This window comes from Chryseobacterium ginsenosidimutans (assembly GCF_039536845.1).
GTDB classification, from domain to species: Bacteria; Bacteroidota; Bacteroidia; order Flavobacteriales; family Weeksellaceae; genus Chryseobacterium; species Chryseobacterium ginsenosidimutans_B.
In genome coordinates this window covers 178,801-199,911 of the sequence record NZ_BAAAZJ010000008.1, presented here as the reverse complement: position 1 = coordinate 199,911, position 21,111 = coordinate 178,801, and the positions used below count along the sequence as shown (strand labels likewise).

The following is a 21,111-nucleotide window of genomic DNA, read 5'->3' as shown; positions in this document are numbered from 1 at the left end:
TTAGATTGTTGCATTTTAAATTATTCCGTCCAGCAATTTATTCATTTTAGCCAGATCTTCTTTCATTACGTGGGCATAAGGATCTTGTCCTTTTTGGATCAGGCCAATTGCTTCGTTAATCATTTCCATTGGTTTCCCGGTTTTCAGATGAAGCTTTTTTGCAAACTCTTCATCTAAATTTTTAGTATCGATTAAAAGATCCATTCTTACTTTATTCAGAAAATATTGGGCTTTTTTCGCCATCATATCATGAAAATCTCCTTCCTGAAGATATAAATTCCCGATACTTTTTACAAAATCTACCGAAGTATTTTTCAACGGTTCGATAATGGGAACGATTCGTTGTTTTCTTTTTGCATTAAAGAAAATAAACAAGACCAATCCTCCCAACAGAACCCACCAAGCATATTTTAAAGCCGGATTTGAAAGAATAAATCTCAGGAAAAACTGTGATGCTTTCGAATTGCTTTCCAAAAACCACAGCGTTTCTTTATCATCAAGATACGAAAAAACATCCTGTGCATATTTTACATTTCCGCTCTTTAAGAGATAATAATTGGTAATAAAAAGTGGTTCACAATGAACGTAAATATTTCCTTTTCCAAATTTTACTTTAATGAAATTTGCCTGATCAGAATTATTTTTTTCAACCGTTTTTCCAAGAACTTCGACATTCGGTTTAATGAATGTAAAACCTCTTCCCGATGGAAATTTATCTAATCTAATAAAATCGTTCTGATATTTTGTATCGGTTAATTTTAAAACATTTTCATCCTCAAAAGAAATCTGCGAATCGTAATACCCGATACTGTCGGAAATGTCTTTCGGAATTTCACTTACAATCAGCATTGCATCAGAGCCGTTGGAAACCTGATCTAAAATTTTATTCCAGGATTCGCCGTCAACTTCATGTTCTATGACTAAAATATTGTGATTTCCCTTTTTATTCTGACTATAATAATCGTAAGGAGTCTGATCGATTTTCTTAACCTTATTTTTAAAAAGATCTTTAATTTCATTATTAAAAACAAACAATCCGAAAGGTGATTTCTGAGTGGTCTTGAAATTCTTCCGCCAATCTGTACTTTCTGTTTTATTCACTTCAAACAACGCCAAAATAACCATCACAACGATGAAAATTACAGCATATATTTTGAAAGTTTTGTTCATAATAACAATTTAATTATGGTTTAAATGATTGGTATTGGTTTTTAAATTTCAGATAATTTTCTTCATCAATAGTAAATTCTCCGTACCAAACGTAGTCGAAAATATAGGAAAGATCGTAAAAACTATCCTTCAAATGTGGAGCTTTCAGTTCTGCCACGTAATCTTTATTTGTTTTCTCGGGATTCCAGGTGATTAGTTTTTTATCACTTAATTTTTTAAGGATAAATAAAAAATGATAACGCACTGCCGATCGATAATCTCCTGATTTTTCAAACTTTAAAATACTTTCAGGGAAATTGATCTCGTGAATATTTTCATGCAGTTCTTCGTCTCTGATATCCACTTTTTTATTTTTCTTCCCAAATAAGAAGCCTCCCTCTTTTCCTATTAAAAATTTAATAATAAAATACAATAGAAAACCGGCAAGAAGAATTACAAATATCCGAATGAAAACCCCTGCAAAATTCCCTGATTTTGTGAAAACCGTTTCTCCAAAAATACTGTCTAAAAGTTCACCAATTTTTTTCATCAGCTTTTCCCAGAAAGACATTCTTGGCTTTACTGTGGTATAATCGAATTCTTTTCCTTTGTATCTTGACTGTATATTTTCTTTAAATTTTTTCGGATAAACATTATTTTCCGTTACCGGATTTTTAGACAAAACAGAATCTGCACGGTCCATATTTTTGTAGTGCCCTGTATACAAAGAATCCACATACACTTCGGCGGTCGGCGGTGGCGGATCGTTTTCTGTCTGAGCATAGGTAAAATCGACAGAGAAAAAAATCAGTAGAAAAAGAATAATTTTATTCATTAATTCCGATGGTTTCTATTTCTTCCAACTCCATTTTCTGATGAAAATCTGTTCGGCTGTCGTAATACATTAATCCTGAATTGACGTATAAAACATTCATCAGTAAAGATGAAACTAATGTTGAAACACCATAAAGGAAAAATACTAATATCCCGAAACTTCCTGTCATAGGATTTTGTTCAAAATTGGCATCCGGCGTTGTGGTTGATAATTTCATGATGTATAAAATCATCGGAATTCCCGTAAAAAATCCTATCACAAGATATAAAAGAATTCCCATAATAATTGTTGCACCCCAATATTTCCAATATGGAGAACTTTCTCTTCCGTTCGGATAAGAAAACTGTGATCTGATCGCATAGCTCAAGCTTTCGAAAAAACCCCTGTTTCCGTTGAAATAATCATAACAGAGAAATGTTATGACATTAAATAAAGTTGGTGCCACAAAAAGTACCAATACAATTCCGACAATAAAGAAAATCAATAAATAAGAAAATCCGAAAAGTATGGTTGCAACAGGCATCACAAGAAAAGTTAAACCAAAATAAATAGTAAAAACTTTTTTTAAATTTGTTTTAAAATCACTTAAAATATCGTCGGTTTTCACTTCTTTATTCCCTTCTGCAATTCTTTTCATGTAAAAAACAGGAAAGAGAAAATTGATGGTCATTAAAGCTGTTGAAATAATAAAAAGTAAGATTCCTGAAATAATAAGAAGTTCCAGATTATCTGTAAAAAACTGTTCAAAATAATAGCTCTGCCCGTTAATATTAGATCCGAGAATCATTCCGAAAAACTCTCTGAATCCTAAGACAATTACTACGACCATTAAGATCAGCAGCAATCCGTTCAGGAGAATAAAATTCTTGAAGTAGTTTTTTCCGTATAATTTAAAAAAAGCAAAACTATCACTTATAAAAGTTCCAAAATCTCTCTTTTTATAGAACTGCATCATTGATCTGGTTATTAATTTTTTTGTTGACAATAGAAGGATATATAAAATAATAAAATCCGATGATGATAAGCGAACCGAAAATGATGATTAAGTTTAAAAATAACGGCATTTTCAACGCGTGTCTCGTTACATATCCTTCGATAATTCCTGCACAGACCGTAAATGGAATTGTGCTTAAAAATATTTTAAATGAATCTTTAAATCCGTTTTTAAAAGAATTAAATCTCGAAAAAGTTCTTGGAAATAAAATTGATGTTCCCAAAATCAATCCGCACATTGCTTCTACAACCATTGCAAAAATTTCGAAAACGCCGTGAAGCCAGATTCCTCTTGCACTGTCTTTTAAAGCTCCGTAATCATAGAAAAAATACTGGAAAGAACCCAACATCACACTATTCGAAAGAAGCGCATACAGAGTTCCGACTCCTCCTAAAATTCCATAGATGTATAATTTCGCTCCAACTCCGATGTTATTGGAAATAATTCCTATTGTACTTCCCCAGGTTGATCCGCTTTGATAAACTCCGACAGCATTTCCTGTTTTGATATTTTCAATAGTCTGATTAACGTAATCTTCACCCAAAATAATATTCGCAAAATCTTTATCATAAATCGCAGAAAGCAATCCGATCAAAGTAAAAAGCGTGAAAAACAGAAAAGCATATCCCAAATATCTTCTGTACTGATACACCAGCAAAGGAACTTCCGTTTTAAAAAAATATAAAAACCGGTTTTCCTCCACTCTTTTCGTTTTATAAATTTTTTGAAAAATCTGAGAAGACAGATAGTTCAGATAAACCGTTGTATTGCTTTTTGGATAGTAAGTCTGAGCAAAAGACAGATCATTGATAAGATTTATATACAGTGAAGACAGGTCATCAGGATTTTTTTTAATTTTCCCTTGAATAACCTGTTCGATTCCCAACCATTTTTCTTTATTTTGCTTAATGAAATAAACCTCTCTCATAATTGTAAGGCTAAAATAATAAAAATTATGTCTCAAATTGCGATTAATACTTCACAAAATGTAAATATTAATTTCAACATTGCCAGTGTTGGAGATCGGATGATTGCGTTTATTCTTGATCTTTTGATTAAAGTGGCTTATGTGATCGCGATTCTCTATACTTTTTTCAATATTCTGGATTTGGGATATTTGCTCGATGGTCTTGATCAGTGGTCGATTGTAGCGATTTATACAATTCTTCTTTTCCCAACAGTGATCTATCCTGTTGTATTGGAAAGCTTGATGGAAGGGCAAACTCCCGGTAAAAAGGCAATGAAAATCCGTGTGGTGAAGATCGACGGCTATCAGGCTGGATTCGGAGATTATCTGATTCGTTGGGTTTTCAGAATTATTGATACCTTATTTTTGGGAGTTGTCGGCTTAATTTCTATGATTGTATCTAAAAACAATCAACGTTTAGGCGACATTGCTTCCGGAACAGCCGTGATTTCGTTAAAGAATAATATTAATATTTCTCATACGATTTTGGAAAATATCAAAGATGATTACATCCCCACATTTCCACAAGTTATTGCTCTGAGTGACAATGACATGAGAATTATTAAAGATAATTATCTGAAAGCTATGAGAGCAGATGACAGACAGATTATTTCTAAACTTTCCGATAAGATTAAAAGTATTCTTAAGCTTGAAATCGATCCTACCAAAATGACAGAAAGACAGTTTATCGGAGTCGTTATTAAAGATTATAATTATTACACAGGGAAAGACATTTAGGCTCCTTTTTAGGTTTTTGGCTAAAGCCAAATCCGTTTGTCTTTGTTTATTAAAACGGGCTAAAGCCCGTTCCTATTGATATAAATTTCCCGCTATAATTAGATTTGTGTTATTTGTGAAAAACATTAGTGAAATTTGTGTTTAATAAATAAATTCATATTAAAAATTTCTTGATTTATATCAAAATAACGACGGTTCGGTTTTTGTATTTTTACTTTAAATTAAAACTTAGATTATGAGATTTGAAAATAATAAATCAGGAAACGGCGGCGTCATTACTTTGAATAACGAAGTAAAAGAAATCGGCAGAATTACTTACACCATTTTTCCGGAAGAAAATAAATTCATTATTTCCTTCGTATTGGTCCATCCCGAATTTGAAGGTCGCGGAATGGGTAAATTTTTAGTCGAAGAAGCCATCAAATTTGCACGAGAAAACAACTGGAAAGTTTATCCGCACTGTTCTTACGCAAGATCTGTAATGACGAGAATGAGCGATGTTGAAGATGTTTTTTTAAAGAACTAAAACTTCATTCACCAAAATATCTTCAATATTATCAGGGTAGTTGACTTTAAGATGCTGATCGGAAGCTACCCAATTTTGTATTTCTTCCAGTTTTAAAACTTTAGAATTCGGAATTCCCATTTTGTCTAAGGCACAGGCATTACATTCCTGTTCGTATTGATTATGAATCGGAATTACAAATAATTTTTTATCCATAAAAAGTGCTTCCGCCGGACTTTCAAAACCTGCATTACAAAGAATTCCGTCACAGTTTTCAAAAGATTTTAAATATTGAATTTCATCAATCGGAAAAACTTCAACATTACCGTCTTTAAACTGAAGTTTGGAATATTTGGAAAAAATTTTCCATTCAACAGGGATTTGCTTTAAAACTTTGATAATATTTTCGTCGGAAAAACTCGGAAGATAAACCAAATAGAAACCTTTTTTATCAGGATTAAGATATCTTATTTTTTTTCTAATTACAGGTTTTTTAATCTGAGGATGATAATTTTCAAAATGAAAACCAATTTTCCTTTCACTCGGAACATAATATTTAAGGATCATTTCTCCTAAGAAATCTTTCTTTTCAGGTTTTGGAGTTTCTTTAAACAGCATGGAAGCCTGATGGCTCAATTCTATCATCGGGTGCTTTTTGAATTTGCAAGCCCAACCCGTTAAAGGTTCATAATCATTAATAATTAAATCGTACTGTGAAAGTTCAATTTCCCTGATTGCTTTGAATGCCTGGAGAAAATTATTATCTGTAAACGTTTTTTTATAGGATAAACCACCTGTTTTATCGTAAAGAAGAGAAATACCTTTATGTTGGAAATTAACGTCAAAATCAGCCCTTAATTGCGATTGATGCCCGCTTATCAAAGTATCAACCGATGCATATTTTTTTAAAATGGGAACAATTTCCTGTGCTCTTGCGACATGTCCGTTTCCGGTTCCCTGAAATGCGTATAATATTTTCATTTTGTGAAATTGGTTACTATTTTTAAAAGTTCTGCACTGTCAATATCCTGAATTTCGTCTGTTCCTTCATCTTTCAGCGAGTCTTTGTGGTCATCATAATAAAAAATTTTCCATTCCTTATCATTGTATTCTAAGGCGGAGAGGTTTTCGATCCAATCTCCGGAATTCAGATAGGTACAAGAACCTTTTTTATTAACAACTTCACGAATCTGCGGCTGATGAATATGTCCGCAAATTACATAATCATAATGATTGTCGATTGCTAATTCGGAAGCCGTTAATTCAAAATCACCGATGTATTTTACCGCTTTTTTCACGTTATTTTTAATCTTTTTTGAAAATGAATATTTCTCTCTACCCATTTTCTCCAAAAACCAATTTACAACATTATTGATTACAATTAATAAATCATAGCCTTTTCCACCTAATTTTGCAATCCATTTGGAATGCTGAACGGAAGCATCAAAAACGTCTCCGTGAAAGATCCATGTTTTTTTGTCGTTAATGTCTAAGAAAACTTTATTACAGACTTTTAATTTACCTAACTCGAAATCAGTAAACTTTCGGAACATCTCATCGTGATTTCCGGTGATGTAGAACACATCGGTATTTTTTGTAGCAAATGAAAGAATCTTTTTGATCACCTTCAAATGAGGTTTAGGGAAGTAAGACTTTTTGAATTGCCAGATATCGATGATATCCCCGTTTAAAACTAAAGTTTTCGGCTGAATAGAATTAAGATACCTCAGTAATTCTTTAGCCTTACATCCATAAGTTCCCAAATGAACATCCGATATGATAACTAATTCAACGTTTCTTTTCATAGTTTTATGCAAAGAAAGTACTTGAAAGTTAACTGTATATGAATGTTATGTTATTTTTTACAGAGTTTCCATCAACTCTTCTGTGATTTCCATGTTGTGATAAACGTTTTGTACGTCATCATCATCTTCGAAACGCTCCAGCATTTTCATATTTGCTTTGAACTGGTCTGCGTTCACTTCTTTGGAATTGTTTGGAATTCTTTGAAGTTCTGCGCTTTTTGCTTCAATTTTAAGCTCATCCAATTTATGAGATAAAGAACCAAAATCTTCAAAAGCTGTGGTGATCATTACTTCTTCCTCATCTTTTTCTACATCTTCTGCTCCTCCATCTATCATTTCCATTTCGAATTCATCCCAATCCATTTTAATTTGGGCCAAATCGATCGTAAAAATTCCTTTTCTGTCGAAGATAAATGCTAATTCACCGTTTTTACCAAGGTTTCCATCAAACTTATTGAAGATTGCTCTTACGTTGGCAACCGTTCTTGTAGGGTTGTTGGTAGTACATTCCACGAAAAATGCTACACCACCTTGTCCGTATCCTTCATAAGTGATTTCTTCATAGTTTTCTGCGTCTGCACCACCTGCCTTTTTAATTGCTCTTTCTACATTATCTTTAGGCATGTTTGCTCCTTTTGCATTCTGGATACATCTTCTCAAAGCCGGATTTGCCTCTGGATCTGTTCCGCCTGCTTTTACAGCTAATGCAATATCTTTACCTATTTTAGAGAAAGTTTTGGCCATTTTATCCCAACGTGCCATTTTAGAAGCCTTTCTATATTCAAACGCTCTTCCCATTTTTATTTTTAAATTTTCAACAAAATTAACTAAAAGTCAACAAAAAAAAAAATACCCCCAGAGAACTGGAGGTATTTATATTTAGAAAAATTTAATTATTTTTTCTTTTTAGCTGGAGCTTTTTTCTTAGCAACAACTTTTTTCTTAGCAACAGCTTTCTTAACTGGAGCGTCAGCGTAATCTTTCTTAGCGATTGCATTCCACTCGTCAGCACTTTCAATAGCTTTTACAACTACTTTTCTGTCAACTTGTCTTTCAGCATCAGTTGCTTTTTCAGAAACTGTAGCTTTAGATTCACCAACACCGATAGATTTAAGAGCATTAGCATCTACACCTCTTGCATCTAAAGCAGCAACTACAGAAGCAGCTCTTTCTCTAGATAATTTTAAGTTGTAAGCTTCAGCACCTTTAGCATCAGTTCTACCTTCTAATAAATAGTTACCACCGTCTTTCTTGATTAAGTTAGCAGCTCTATCTAATGCAGGAGTAGATTCAGCTTTGATTGTAGCTTTGTTGAAATCGAAATAAACATTTTTAAATTCAGTTTCAACTTCTTCAGCAGTCTTAGTCTTAGGCTTAGGACATCCGTTGTATTCTGGAAGACCTGGAACAGTAGGACAAGCATCATCTTTATCTAAGATACCGTCACCGTCTGTATCTGGCCAAGGACAACCGTTGTTTTCAGCAGGACCTGCAACTGTAGGACAAGCATCATCTTTGTCGATTACACCGTCACCATCTGTATCTGGCCAAGGACATCCGTTGTTTTCAACTGGACCAGCCACATCTGGACATTGATCGTCTTTATCTGGAACTCCGTCACCGTCAGTATCAGGACATCCCTGGAATTCTGGTAGACCTGGTGTATCAGGACATAAATCGTCTTTATCTAAGATACCATCCTTATCTCTGTCTCTGTTTCCGAATCTGAAGTTCAATGAAGCAGAAGCTTGCCAGAAGTTAGCAACAGTAGACTTATCTCCTGGAGTTGATACATAATCTCCCTGAACACCTAAACCGAAGTTTTTAGTTACCCAGAAGTTAATACCAGCACCTGTAGCAACAGTAAAGAAGTTAGCTTTACCGTTTTCGTTACCATCACTTCCGTTTGTTACATACTCACCATTAGCATCAGTTCTTGGGAAAGTAAGAGATGTGTAATCATGTCTTAGGTAATTAGCTCCAACTCTTAAATATGGGTCAAACCAAGATTCTTCATTCCATAAAAGACCTGCAGCTTTAGCTTGGAAACCAAGACCAGTCATCAACATGAATTCTTTACCCATGTTAAATCTCTTATTCTCAACGTTTCCTACAGTAGTCTGCCAGTCAATAACTAAACCTTTACCGATGTTTCTAGCAACTGTAAGTTTAGATAATGGAGGAGTAATAGAGAAGTTGTTCATATTGAACATTGTCTTCGTCAAATTTTTAGCAGCAAATGTATTACTGAAATTATCTCTCTGTGCCAAGTGGTTTTCCGCATGAGCACCAACTCCGATTAACCACGGATTGTTGGTAGTCTGAGCGAACACAGTAGAAGCAACAGTAAGTGCCAATGCTGAAATTCCTAATTTTAGATTTTTCATAGAATTAAATGATTAAATAATTGATAATGCAAAATAAATATAATTTTTCTTTATAAACAAAGTTTTTGCGATGATTTTTAACTTTTCTTTAATATTCTGTCGAGGTTTCGTTTATTTTCTCTATCTTTTATGCTCTCCCTTTTATCAAAGAGTTTTTTCCCTCTACCAAGGGCGATTAAGACCTTTGCTTTTCCCCTGTCATTGATATATAATTTTAAAGGTATAACAGTATTCCCAGCATCCTTTAATTTTTTCTCCAGTTTCTGCAATTCTTTTTTGTGCAAGAGCAATTTCCGTTCCCTTTTTGTTTTATGATTATAAAATGTCCCCAATTTATACTCATCAATCATCATATTAATAATGTATAACTCCCCATCAATAAACTGACAGAAGGATTCTGTAATAGATGCTTTAGAAGAACGTAAAGATTTTATTTCCGTACCCGTTAAAACCATTCCGGCTTCATATTCTTCCATGATTTCGTACTCGAATCTGGCTCTTCTATTAAATATATTGACTGTTTTTTCAATCTTCATTTTAAGTTCGTATGTATAAATGATGTGTGAATTTAATAAAGTTGCACCTAATGTTAAATCAAATTGTCCATTGAACACTTTAGCATTTATTAAATTTCCTTTATGAAATATATAAAAAATACCCCATATTAAAAAGTTGAATATTACATTATTACGAAATACCCAAATTCTTTTCGTAATTTTGCGCCAAATTTACAAAACTATATGTTAACAGTATCTAACTTATCTTTACAATTCGGGAAAAGAGTTCTTTTTGACGAGGTAAACATTATGTTTGCCAAAGGAAACTGCTACGGGATTATCGGAGCAAATGGCGCAGGAAAGTCTACATTTCTTAAAATATTAACAGGAAAACAAGACCCAACAACAGGACATGTATCTTTAGAACCTGGAAAAAGAATGTCAGTTCTTGAGCAGGATCACTTTGCTTATGATGAATTTACTGTTCTTGAGACTGTTTTAAGAGGTAACAAAAGATTATTCGAGATAAAGGAAGAAATGGATGCGCTTTATGCGAAAGAAGATTTCTCTGACGAAGACGGAATTAAAGCCGGTGAATTAGGTGTAATCTACGACGAAATGGGTGGATGGAACTCTGAGTCTGATGCACAGACCATGCTTTCAAACGTAAGAATCAAAGATGATATGCATTATCAGATGATGAGTGAATTGGAGAACAAGGACAAAGTAAAAGTTCTTTTGGCTCAGGCTCTTTTCGGAAATCCTGATGTATTGATTCTGGATGAACCTACGAATGACCTTGATATTGACACAATTTCTTGGTTAGAAGATTTCTTGGCTGATTATGAAAACACAGTAATCGTGGTTTCTCACGACCGTCACTTCTTGGATACAGTTTGTACGCACATCGGAGATTTAGATTATGCTAAACTTAACCTTTATACAGGTAATTACTCTTTCTGGTATCAAGCTTCTCAGTTAGCGACAAGACAAAGAGCTCAGGCTAACAAAAAAGCGGAAGAAAAGAAGAAGGAGCTTCAGGATTTCATTGCCAGATTTAGTTCAAACGTTGCAAAAGCTAAACAGGCAACGGCAAGAAAGAAAATGATCGATAAATTGAACATCGATGATATCAAACCGTCTTCAAGAAGATATCCTGCAATTATTTTCGAAATGGAAAGAGAAGTAGGAGATCAGATTTTAGATGTAAAAGGTCTTGAAAAAACAAAAGACGGAGAATTATTGTTCTCAAATATTGATGTTAACCTTAAAAAAGGAGATAAAGTTGCTGTTTTATCTAAGAACTCTTTAGCAATTACAGAATTTTTCGAAATTTTGGCAGGAAACGTGGAAGCAGACAAAGGGACTGTTGCTTGGGGAGTTACAACCAACCAATCTCACATGCCTTTAGACAACACAAGTTTCTTCCAGGAAGATCTAAGCTTAGTAGATTGGTTAAGACAATTTACTAAAAACGATGAAGAGCGTCACGAAGAATTCATGAGAGGGTTCTTAGGAAGAATGTTATTCTCTGGAGACGAAGCTTTAAAATCTTGTAAAGTACTTTCAGGAGGTGAAAAAATGAGATGTATGTTTAGCAGAATGATGCTTCAGAAAGCAAACGTACTTTTATTAGACGAACCTACCAACCACTTAGACCTTGAAAGTATTACGACCTTGAACAACTCATTGTCTAACTTCAAAGGGAATCTTTTACTGGCATCTCATGACCACGAAATGCTTTCAACTGTCTGTAACAGAATCATCGAATTGACTCCGAACGGAATCATCGACAGAGAAATGACTTATGACGAATATCTTGCTGATAAAAAGATCAAAGAATTAAGAGAAAAAATGTATTCTTAATCTGGAACAACATTAAAATTCATATAAAAAAATTCCTCAAAGTTGATTTGAGGAATTTTTTATTTTTATTATTAAAATTAAATTATTTCGTCAGTTTTGCTGTTGGTAAAGTCACTGTTCCCGGATCCTTCCATAAACCATCTTTTTCAGCACGTTTCTTCACAGCTTCAGCTCTTTTGTTACTGTCAGGGTGTGAATTAAACATTTTCTGAAATCCTGACTGAGCCGTTCCACCTTCAGACAATAAAGCCAACTTTTTGAATGCTGTATAAGCTCCCACAACATTGTATTTATTCGCTTTCATGAAGTCATAAGAATAAGTATCCGCTTCAGATTCCTGTTTTTTACTGTGAGAAGCATCAAGAAAAGCATTTGCCATTTTACCTATCTGACTGTCATTCAATGTAGCAACTGTACTTGAAGCAGAAGCAGCAGCATCCAGTGCAGCAGCTTTTAAATAAGCCGATTTCATAGCATCTTTCGTATCCTGATTTTTTACGTGACCAATTTCGTGACCGATTACAGCCAGCAATTCATCATCCGTCATAATATCCATCAGAGACGAAAAAACGCGCACACTTCCATCCGCACAAGCAAAAGCGTTGATGTCTTTCACTTTGTAAACTTTGTAATTAAGCGTCAAACCGTCCTGAGATTTGTGCTTTCCAAAAAGCTTATTCAATCTGATAGTGTAAGGATCTTTCGGGCCCGCAACAGGATTATTCTTATCCATATAATCTACAGACTCTTTGGATAATGTGATAGCATCTGCATTGGTAAAAGTAAGAGCTTTAGAGCCTTTAGAAACTACATCAACCGCTTTTCCTAAGTTGATTTTCTGTGCCTGTACCGAATACACTGCTCCTAAAAGCATTAGGCAAATAGTCATTTTTTTCATAATTGTTAATTTTGAATTTGGATGGCGAAGATATATAATTTTTAACAAAACTCAATTCAAAACTTTTTCTAATTTTTTTTAATATTATTAATCTAAAATATTATTTTCTTTTACTTTTTTCATTTTGATATTTCCTATCCATTTTAACTTCTTGCCTATCCATAGTTTCAGCTCTATACTTGGATTGGTAATTATCTAAATTGGGATCTTCCATCACCTCTCTCCTTTTTTTCATAAATTAAGATTTATCTTTCAAATCATAGACTTTTACATATTTAAGAAGTTCAATCAATTCCCTAACTTTAGCAATTTCAACAGCATTTATAAAGATGGATTTTTCTTCGTTGTAAACTTCTAAAATTAAACCATTTAATCCTTTAAATCGAAATGAACCTTCAGAAATAGGTATTGACAATGTATACCAAGCATAATAAACTTTTCCTGTATCTGAAGTAGTTTTTGCCAAATTACAAGAATAAGACAATATCGTTTTTTTCTTATATTTAATAAGCTCCCATTTTAATGCAGGTTTTTCAAATCTATATAAATCTTTTCTCGCAATGGGAAGTGTTGCAGTTATTTTATCTCCATCTTTATAGATACTGCTTTTAGATCTCGGAAGGCTACTTATTAGTAAAATGCCATAATTGCCTGCATTAGTATGTCTTTGCACTTTCGTCTGCATAAATAGATTTATTGGCGTTAAACAACAATGAATAACTATAAACAGATGCTTCTTTCTCATTTTTTATCAAAGTAGAATCTGGTGCCATTACCATAAAATAACGCACTTTTAAATCAGACATATCACCCTCACTTTGAGCAAAAATCGCAGAGTATAAAATTATTGAAACGATAATTAATATTTTTTTCATCCTTGATGCTTTTACAATTTAAAAGTAAGATTAAATGTTAATTCTTTTTAATTCTTAAGGTTTATTTAATGGATAATATTTTTATAGAAGAATTTCATTATTCCAACTAATCGTCAAGCTACCTTTTTAAACTTTTTTTCCCTATTTTTGTGAAATGAGTCAAAAATGGATTTACAAGCCCGAACCCGATGAGGAAATTGTGGATGGATTAAGTTCGTCACTTGGTTTTGGAACTTTCGAATCTAAACTCCTCGTTTTGAGAGGTATTGACAATTATCAAAAAGCAAGAGAGTTTTTCAAGCCAAACCTTACCGACATTCACAACCCGTTTTTAATGGCAGATATGCAAAAAGCTGTAGAGCGAATTGCCAATGCGATTGAAAACGGAGAAAAAATATTGGTGTATGGAGATTACGATGTAGACGGAACTACAGCTGTTGCATTAATGTATCTGTATCTCAGCAAAATTGTTCAGAAAAAATACCTGGATTTTTATATCCCAGACAGAAATTCTGAAGGGTATGGAATTTCAACTGAAGGAATTGATTTTGCGAAGCAAAACGGCTTTTCACTGATCATTGCTTTGGATTGTGGAATCAAATCTTTGGACATGATTAATTATGCCCAGACTTTAGACATTGATTTTATTATTTGTGATCACCATTTACCCGGCGACGAAATTCCGAATGCGGTTGCTGTTCTTGATCCAAAAAGAAGTGATTGCAGATATCCATTCAAGGAACTTTCCGGATGTGGCGTTGGTTTTAAACTTTGCCAGGGACTAAATACAATCTACAAACTTCCCGAAGCTGAATTATTTGAATTAACAGATCTTCTTGCCATTTCCATTGCTGCCGATATTGTTTCAATGACCGGCGAAAACAGGGTTTTGGCTAAAATGGGATTAAAAATATTACGAAAAACGAGAAATTTAGGTTTAAGATTATTAATTCCTGATGACAAGCTTTCTCATTTCGAAATTTCAAATATTGTTTTTGAAATTGCCCCTAAAATCAATGCTGCAGGAAGAATTTCACATGGAAAAGCAGCGGTTGAGCTCATGGTTTCTGATAATCTGAAACACGCTCATCAGATTGTAAGCGATATCATGAACCTCAACGACGAAAGACGTGAACTGGACATGAATTCTACGCTTTCAGCTTTGAACCAAATTATTGAATCTCAACAACAGTCAAAATATTCAACCATCGTTTATCATCCCGAATGGAACAAAGGTGTGATCGGAATTGTAGCCTCAAGATTAATTGAAACATATTACAAACCGACACTCGTTTTCACAGATGGAAACAATGGAGAAATGGTAGCTTCCGCGAGATCCGTATCAGATTTTGACGTTCATGAAGCTTTGGATATGTGTTCGGAATATTTTTTAAAATTCGGAGGACACCATGCGGCAGCGGGACTTTCAATGGAAAAAGATAAATTTGAGGCTTTTAAAGAAAAATTCGAAAGAGTGGTTTCCGAAAAAATTAAAGAGCATCAGAAAGAGCCCTCCATAAACATAGATTCTGAAATTAATATTGAAGAAATCAACAGGGAATTTATTAATTTCCACAGAAAACTGGCTCCGTTTGGTCCTCATAATATGAAACCTATACTGGCGCTGACCAACCAAAAACTTTCCGGATATATTAAAACGATGGGAAAAGATAATAATCACATTAAATTCTATGTGAAACAGGAATCTACAGGCAGAAATATTGAATGTGTCGGTTTTAAATTAGGTCAGTTTGCGGATGATTTCAGAACTAAAAATTTCGATCTTGCCTTTACTTTAGAAGAAAACCACTGGAAAGGAAATGTGACGCATTATCTGAATATTAAAGACGTAAAATTCAGAGATTAGAATTTAGGGCTTAGGAATTAGTTTAATTATGGGAAATTACAAAGAGTTAATTGTTTGGCAGAAATCTGTAGATCTTGTTACAGAGATCTATTCTTATACTAAACATTTCCCAAAAGAAGAAATATTTTCTCTTACCGAATTTAATAATTTAAATCAAAAATCAGAAGAGATTTCAAAAATGTTAAACGCTTTAATTACAAGACTGCAAACTAATCTCTAATTCCTAAGCCCTAAAATAATGAAAAAAATCGGTCTTTTTTTCGGCTCCTTCAACCCTATTCATATTGGTCATCTGATTCTTGCCAATTATATTCTGGAGAATTCTGATATGGATGAATTGTGGTTTGTAGTAAGTCCTCAAAATCCTTTTAAAGATAAAAAATCTTTGCTGAAAGATCATAACCGACTTGATATGGTACAGCTTGCTGTAAAAAATTACCCTAAAATGAGGGCTTCAAACGTAGAATTTTCGTTACCACAGCCGAGTTATACGATTGATACCCTGACTTATCTTCATGAAAAATACCCCGACTATTCTTTTAGTTTAATCATGGGCGAGGATAATCTGGATAATCTTCATAAATGGAAAAATTATGAAACTTTAATTAAAAATCACCATATTATCGTATATCCAAGAGTTTTTGATGGTGAAAAAAAAGACTCTGAATATCTTCAGCATGAAAATATTTCTTTCATCAAAGCTCCTGTCATCGAACTTTCTGCGACAGAAATCCGGAATATGATTAAAACAGGAAAAAACGTAAGACCAATGCTTCCTCCTGAAATTTTTGATTATTTGGACGGAAGTAGTTTTTATAAGTAATTTTACATTCAAGAAATGAATTTCATCGAAAAATTTTTCTCAAAATACCCTCAGGAAAAAGTCATTACATGGTTTAAACGAATCTGTCTGGCTGAAGCTGTTTCCTGGTTTTTTCTGTTCACGGCAATGACGTGGATACGAGTTGATCCGGAAGGTGTTCTTCCGATCGTTTATATCAGTACTATTGGTAGTATTCATGGGTTATTTTTCACACTCTATCTACTATTTTTACCTGCTATAAGAAAAATATATACCTGGGACGACGAAGACAGTGTTTTTGCGCTGATTTCTGCATTTTTCCCTTTTGCTACTATTTGGATAGACAAAAAACTCGCCCGTTTCGACAGAGAGTAAGAATACGACATAAAAAAAGGACCATTTCGGTCCTTTCTCTTTTTTATTTTAATTTTCTACATATCTCTTTTTACATGTCCCGTTGCCGTGAATGTATGATTTCCTGATGAGTTGGTATACGTTCCGTTAACTGTAAAATCAATATAATCTCCAACAGCTCCGAAAGTAGCTACATTAATAACCAGATTTCCATTACTCGGGGCAATTACTGCACCCGAAATTTCAAACATGTAATCTGTGGTAAAGCTTGCCGCAACTCCCAACATGTTATTCTGAGTCATTGAAAAAAATGGTCCCGCAGGATTTAGAGAACCTATTTTCAGCTGTTTTGCAGGATAGTTGGGTGTTGGCGAAGTAAGCCCTGTCCATTGTGCATTAATTGATCCTAAAACATATGTTATCGGCTGACTATCTATTTTATAGCTGATAAACTCTATTACAGAATTACAAACTGAAATATTGCCCAAATTAGTTGTTGTTGAAGTTGCTGTAAAAGGGATTTCGTTGGTTGTTTGCAGATTAGCTACATCAAATCCTTCATATACAAATTGTGGATTTGCCGTACAAGAATAAGTAGTCATCACAAAACCTCCCGTGCTGTTTACAGGAACATTCACATATTGAAAATAATTAGTCGCCACGGCAGGTCTTAAGGCTACATAACCATTAGTAACATCAGTATTGGCACAGGTTTTCAGATTTCCCTGGATAGTATATGTTGTCGATGCAGTAGTAGTAATTGTAATATCCGGTAAAGTCGTTGTTGTTCCCGTTGCAAAAGGACCGACATTAGCCAGGTAAATCACACTATTACAAATATCATAAATCTTTAAAGTAAGAACTTCACCTGCCGGAACAATTCCTGAAACCATTCCCATATTATCTGTCACACCGTAAGTCTCATAAGTCTGAGAGCTTCTTTTTAGAGCTACTTTAATATTGGGTAAAACCTGTCCTGCAGGATTTTTTACCGTTACTTTCAATGTTGCCTGTTCAAACTGTGCATCATAATTCCACCAGGAGAAATGACTCACCGTTCCTACATAAGTATTCCCTACTTTCGTTGCAGAACCATCTTCGTTCCACATACCTGTATTTTCATCGTACGACCATAACGGAATTGTATTGGGAGAAGTTGAAGCTTGTGAAGCATCAACCGGAACTGTAATTTCTGCAGTGTGTCCGTTTGCGATCTGAAGATTTTGTCCGGAGCTTCCTGTCAATTGTACATGAAGCATTCCGAAAGTTTCCATTACTCTTGCATTTCCTCCCGAATTGGTTGCAAGAAATGATCCGGGCATTAGTTCATTCAAGTATTGATTAGACGGAGCTAAATGAAACACAGCAACGTGTACGCTTCCTGAATATGCGTTTCCGCTAGCATCTTTAAAGCTCCCGTCGAATTTAACTTTCGTTCCGTTTGGCAATGAAACAGCAGATGCAGAGCCTGAAGAAACCGTAGAGGTTGTTGTCGCAGGAATCATCATAATATTCACCTGATTCATTCCGTCGGTAGGAACCAAAACTCGTGATGCATTTACATAACCTGACTTTGTAACTTTTACATGGGCAAAATTTTCTTTTACCGTAGCATTTTTAAAAGTGAAAAAACCCTTCAGATTTGTTGTAACTGTACTTGTTCCGATTGTTACCGTTGCTCCTGAAACCGGAACTCCGTTGGTGTCAAGAACTACACCCTGAAAGTTTTTTTGTGCAGTATTCCCAAAATTATAATTGGATGGGGAATTTGACGTGTTGTTATCTATTTCTAAGAAAGATTCATCTTTACATGAAAATATTAATGTTAACAACAAAAAAAAGAGGTAAATTTTTTTCATATGATATTAATTTTTAGTTTCTACTAAATTAATCATAAAATAGACACCTCTATCTTTTTATTAAATTTTTCATTACTTATTTTTTAAATCTGATCAATTTTCGCTTACAGATGTAACAAAATTTCCTCCTGAATTGTCTAATTAAGTAACAAAGTCATTAAAATAAAAAATTTAACTTGAAATTTTATACACTGAAATTCAAACAGTTAAATATTATTTACAAACATTTTAAGTACTTTGTATTGCATGATACTAAATTTATTATATATCTTTGCAATGTAAAATAATAACAAATACAAGCTATTAAACTCTCTAAATATAATATCATGAAAACACCAATTCTTATCGCAGCCATATTTTTCAGCGGACTGACATTCGCACAAGAAAAAAAACAAGACTCTGTAAAAACAAAAAGCATAGAAGGTGTAACCCTTACAAAACAGGTTTTCAAAAAACAAAGCGACCGTTTTGTTTATGACGTTGCCGCATCTCCTGTTGCAAAAGGAAACACAACTTTTGATCTTTTGAAACAGACTCCTCTTCTATCTACAACAGACGATAAAACATTGAAAATCGTAGGGAAAAACAATGCAATTATCTATATCAACGGTAGAAAAACCAATATGGATGCAGAATCTTTAACTCAGTTCTTAAAAAACACTCCTGCAGAAAATATTCAGAAAATTGAGGTGATTACCGTTCCCGGAAGTGAATATCAGGTAGAATCTTCCGACGGAATCATCAACATCGTTCTGAAGAAAAAAATGAGTGACGGAACAAGCGGAAACATGAGAATGTCGAATACTCAGAATAAATACAATGCAAGTAATGCAAGTTTTTCTGTGAATTACAGAAAAGATAAACTGGGAATCAGTGCAAACCTGAATGGTGGTGAAAATATCAATCCTCAATCTTATATTTTAAGAAACGGAACAGATCAGGTACAAAACGAATCTGTAGGTGATATCGATGATCCAAATAAAAATATCGGTGGATATTTAAATATTGACTATCAGTTAACCGAAAAAAGCAACTTGGCTCTATCTTGGAATTCTTGGGCTAATAAAAGTTATAATTCTACGATCGATTTATACAATACTTTGATCCAGCCAAATGATAAAGGAATTCTTGAAACAACCCACACCAGAACTAAAAATAAAGAAGATGCAAGAAATTACAACAACTCTGTCAATTTAAACTATGAAATAAAACTAGACTCTCTTGGAAGTAAATTCAATGCAAATGCAGCCTATCTTATCTATAAAAGATTCCAGTTTTCTGACAATAATACAATGCTTCCCGGAAAATCCAACGATTTTTCAACAATAGGAAAAAAAATTAACCAAGATATTCCACAGATTATCAATAATTTTTCCGGAACCGTAGATTATATTCAGAAGTTTAAAAATGATTTTACATTTTCTGTAGGCGGAAATTTCAATAAAACAAAAACAGATAATGACACTAAGAATTTTAGTTATATGTATAATTATGATCCGGATAATGGCAATCTGATAAGCATAGATACTAAACCGGATTTCACTCATTTTATTTATGATGAAAACATTTACGGAGCTTATGTCACTCTTGAAAAGAAATTTTCAGATAAGTTTTCAGGAAAAGTGGGAGCAAGATATGAAATAACCAATAGCCTAGGTACCGCAGATAATCCTACAAATACAGAACATCCTGAACAACAGCATCAAAGAATCGAAAGAAATTACAATAATTTTTTACCTTATTTAAGTTTCAATTATGCCATTAATGATAAGAACAATATCTCCTATTCATTTTCTAGCCGAATGAGAAGACCAAGTTTCTGGGAACTGAATCCGGTAAGAAATTACATCACAGAATTTAATTATACTCAAAACAATCCTTTTGTAAAGGCTTCTTCCACTTACAATCAGGAATTGACCTACATGTATAAAAATTCTTACTTCCTGATCTTAAATCATTCTTATTTTAAAGACCAGATCACTCAGGTTCCTTTGCAGGGTTTTGTAAAATCTGTTGACGGGACAATTGGAACACAAAATGTATTACGCTATATCAGAACCAATTTCGGAGATAAGCAGGAAATGTCTGCAATGCTTGGAATCCAGAAGTCTTTCTTCAAGCAATATTTAACATTGAATTTCAATGCCGGAATCCAACATAATATCAACAACGGAACATTGGATACAGATCCTACAACGGGAGATACTTTTGTAGATAAAGACGGAAATCCAATAGTATATACCAATCATGTAAAATCAACAAGTTTTGTAGTTACGAGTAATAATACGATCCGTTTAGACAAAAAGAAAACATGGTTCTTAGGAGTAAATTATTTCTATGTAGACAAACAGCAGATCGAGCTTGGAATGTTGAAAAACTTAATGAGTTTAGATTTAAGCATCAAGAAAAACTGGAACGACTGGACTTTTGCAGTTAATGTAAATGACGTTTTAAGAACAAATGTTGTAGAAATTGAAGATTATCAGGCAAGTGGAAATTATAACTACATCAAAAACGACATGTACAGAAGAAGCGTTACAGTAAGCCTTACCTACTCTTTCGGCAACAGCAAGGTGAAAAAAGTAAGAGACATCGAAGCAGCTTCAGACGCTATAAAAAACAGAACCAGATAAAAAACAATCATTTCTTCATATATATTATTTTGTGGTAAAACTCGTTGAGAAATCGGCGGGTTTTTCTATTTTTAAATTTA

The 21,111-nt window shown here is 33.7% G+C and carries 21 protein-coding genes; 8 read left to right on the top strand and 13 right to left on the bottom strand.

Features of this window, described 5'->3' with window-relative positions:
- Window positions 1-15: 15 nt before the first annotated feature.
- The 4 genes from ABD745_RS09310 to ABD745_RS09295 are packed head-to-tail and all read right to left on the bottom strand — an operon-like array spanning window position 16 to window position 3,906.
- Complete coding sequence (locus ABD745_RS09310; RefSeq protein WP_344828436.1) at window positions 16-1,170, bottom strand: DUF4350 domain-containing protein; 1,155 nt, start codon at window positions 1,168-1,170, stop codon at window positions 16-18.
- Window positions 1,171-1,183: 13 nt separating this feature from the next.
- A complete protein-coding gene (locus tag ABD745_RS09305) occupies window positions 1,184-1,984 on the bottom strand; it encodes a DUF4129 domain-containing protein (protein ID WP_344828433.1) in 801 nt (266 codons plus the stop codon).
- On the bottom strand, window positions 1,977-2,939 hold the full coding sequence (locus tag ABD745_RS09300) for a DUF4013 domain-containing protein (RefSeq protein ID WP_344828430.1): 963 nt from the start codon (window positions 2,937-2,939) through the stop codon (window positions 1,977-1,979). The genes ABD745_RS09305 and ABD745_RS09300 overlap by 8 nt, the downstream gene beginning before the upstream one ends.
- Window positions 2,923-3,906 carry a stage II sporulation protein M gene (locus ABD745_RS09295; RefSeq protein ID WP_344828427.1) on the bottom strand — a complete coding sequence of 328 codons (984 nt, stop codon included), beginning with the start codon at window positions 3,904-3,906 and terminating at the stop codon, window positions 2,923-2,925. Before ABD745_RS09295 ends, ABD745_RS09300 begins: the two co-directional genes overlap by 17 nt.
- A 27-nt stretch (window positions 3,907-3,933) precedes the next feature.
- Between ABD745_RS09295 and ABD745_RS09290 the strand changes: the two genes are divergently transcribed.
- Complete coding sequence (locus ABD745_RS09290) at window positions 3,934-4,683, top strand: RDD family protein (RefSeq protein WP_047401323.1); 750 nt, start codon at window positions 3,934-3,936, stop codon at window positions 4,681-4,683.
- 235 nt (window positions 4,684-4,918) lie between these two features.
- Window positions 4,919-5,209: a GNAT family N-acetyltransferase gene (locus tag ABD745_RS09285; RefSeq protein WP_344828424.1), complete on the top strand. Its 291-nt coding sequence runs from the start codon at window positions 4,919-4,921 to the stop codon at window positions 5,207-5,209.
- Here ABD745_RS09285 and ABD745_RS09280 read toward each other — a convergent pair.
- The 5 genes from ABD745_RS09280 to smpB all read right to left on the bottom strand — a co-directional run bounded on the left by ABD745_RS09280 (window position 5,198) and on the right by smpB (window position 9,916).
- The gene (locus ABD745_RS09280; protein ID WP_344828421.1) at window positions 5,198-6,169 is read right to left on the bottom strand and encodes a glycosyltransferase family protein; all 972 of its coding nucleotides are present in this window, start codon (window positions 6,167-6,169) and stop codon (window positions 5,198-5,200) included. The two genes, ABD745_RS09285 and ABD745_RS09280, sit on opposite strands and share 12 nt — an antisense overlap.
- On the bottom strand, window positions 6,166-6,993 hold the full coding sequence (locus ABD745_RS09275; RefSeq protein ID WP_344828418.1) for a UDP-2,3-diacylglucosamine diphosphatase: 828 nt from the start codon (window positions 6,991-6,993) through the stop codon (window positions 6,166-6,168). Before ABD745_RS09275 ends, ABD745_RS09280 begins: the two co-directional genes overlap by 4 nt.
- A 57-nt stretch (window positions 6,994-7,050) precedes the next feature.
- On the bottom strand, window positions 7,051-7,791 hold the full coding sequence (locus ABD745_RS09270; protein WP_047401319.1) for a YebC/PmpR family DNA-binding transcriptional regulator: 741 nt from the start codon (window positions 7,789-7,791) through the stop codon (window positions 7,051-7,053).
- A 95-nt stretch (window positions 7,792-7,886) separates the two neighbouring features.
- Window positions 7,887-9,380 (bottom strand): OmpA family protein, encoded by a 1,494-nt coding sequence (locus tag ABD745_RS09265; protein ID WP_344828413.1) that lies wholly within the window; start codon window positions 9,378-9,380, stop codon window positions 7,887-7,889.
- Between the two features lie 77 nt (window positions 9,381-9,457).
- Window positions 9,458-9,916 (bottom strand): SsrA-binding protein SmpB, encoded by a 459-nt coding sequence (gene smpB / locus ABD745_RS09260; RefSeq protein ID WP_047401317.1) that lies wholly within the window; start codon window positions 9,914-9,916, stop codon window positions 9,458-9,460.
- Between the two features lie 204 nt (window positions 9,917-10,120).
- Between smpB and ABD745_RS09255 the strand changes: the two genes are divergently transcribed.
- Window positions 10,121-11,743, top strand: a complete 1,623-nt coding sequence (locus ABD745_RS09255) for an ATP-binding cassette domain-containing protein (protein ID WP_047401316.1) — start codon at window positions 10,121-10,123, stop codon at window positions 11,741-11,743.
- An 82-nt stretch (window positions 11,744-11,825) separates the two neighbouring features.
- Here the strand turns inward: ABD745_RS09255 and ABD745_RS09250 are convergent, their stop codons facing one another.
- The 3 genes from ABD745_RS09250 to ABD745_RS09240 all read right to left on the bottom strand — a co-directional run bounded on the left by ABD745_RS09250 (window position 11,826) and on the right by ABD745_RS09240 (window position 13,516).
- On the bottom strand, window positions 11,826-12,641 hold the full coding sequence (locus ABD745_RS09250) for a M48 family metalloprotease (protein WP_344828408.1): 816 nt from the start codon (window positions 12,639-12,641) through the stop codon (window positions 11,826-11,828).
- 238 nt (window positions 12,642-12,879) lie between these two features.
- The gene (locus ABD745_RS09245; RefSeq protein ID WP_344828405.1) at window positions 12,880-13,326 is read right to left on the bottom strand and encodes a GLPGLI family protein; all 447 of its coding nucleotides are present in this window, start codon (window positions 13,324-13,326) and stop codon (window positions 12,880-12,882) included.
- Entirely contained in the window at window positions 13,298-13,516 is a 219-nt protein-coding gene (locus ABD745_RS09240) for a hypothetical protein (RefSeq protein ID WP_344828402.1), read from the bottom strand. The genes ABD745_RS09245 and ABD745_RS09240 overlap by 29 nt, the downstream gene beginning before the upstream one ends.
- Window positions 13,517-13,670: 154 nt before the next feature.
- On the opposite strand from ABD745_RS09240, the gene recJ reads away from it, so the two are divergent.
- The 4 genes from recJ to ABD745_RS09220 are packed head-to-tail and all read left to right on the top strand — an operon-like array spanning window position 13,671 to window position 16,560.
- Window positions 13,671-15,383, top strand: a complete 1,713-nt coding sequence (gene recJ, locus ABD745_RS09235; protein ID WP_047401313.1) for a single-stranded-DNA-specific exonuclease RecJ — start codon at window positions 13,671-13,673, stop codon at window positions 15,381-15,383.
- 28 nt (window positions 15,384-15,411) lie between these two features.
- Window positions 15,412-15,603 (top strand): four helix bundle protein, encoded by a 192-nt coding sequence (locus ABD745_RS09230; RefSeq protein WP_344828397.1) that lies wholly within the window; start codon window positions 15,412-15,414, stop codon window positions 15,601-15,603.
- An 18-nt stretch (window positions 15,604-15,621) separates the two neighbouring features.
- Window positions 15,622-16,206 carry a nicotinate (nicotinamide) nucleotide adenylyltransferase gene (gene nadD / locus ABD745_RS09225; protein WP_344828394.1) on the top strand — a complete coding sequence of 195 codons (585 nt, stop codon included), beginning with the start codon at window positions 15,622-15,624 and terminating at the stop codon, window positions 16,204-16,206.
- Window positions 16,207-16,221: 15 nt separating this feature from the next.
- Complete coding sequence (locus tag ABD745_RS09220; protein WP_344828391.1) at window positions 16,222-16,560, top strand: DUF3817 domain-containing protein; 339 nt, start codon at window positions 16,222-16,224, stop codon at window positions 16,558-16,560.
- 56 nt (window positions 16,561-16,616) lie between these two features.
- Here the strand turns inward: ABD745_RS09220 and ABD745_RS09215 are convergent, their stop codons facing one another.
- Window positions 16,617-18,398: a carboxypeptidase-like regulatory domain-containing protein gene (locus ABD745_RS09215; RefSeq protein WP_344828388.1), complete on the bottom strand. Its 1,782-nt coding sequence runs from the start codon at window positions 18,396-18,398 to the stop codon at window positions 16,617-16,619.
- 326 nt (window positions 18,399-18,724) lie between these two features.
- Here ABD745_RS09215 and ABD745_RS09210 point away from each other — a divergent pair, with 326 nt between their 5' ends.
- A complete protein-coding gene (locus ABD745_RS09210; RefSeq protein ID WP_344828385.1) occupies window positions 18,725-21,031 on the top strand; it encodes a TonB-dependent receptor domain-containing protein in 2,307 nt (768 codons plus the stop codon).
- Window positions 21,032-21,111 lie beyond the last annotated feature (80 nt).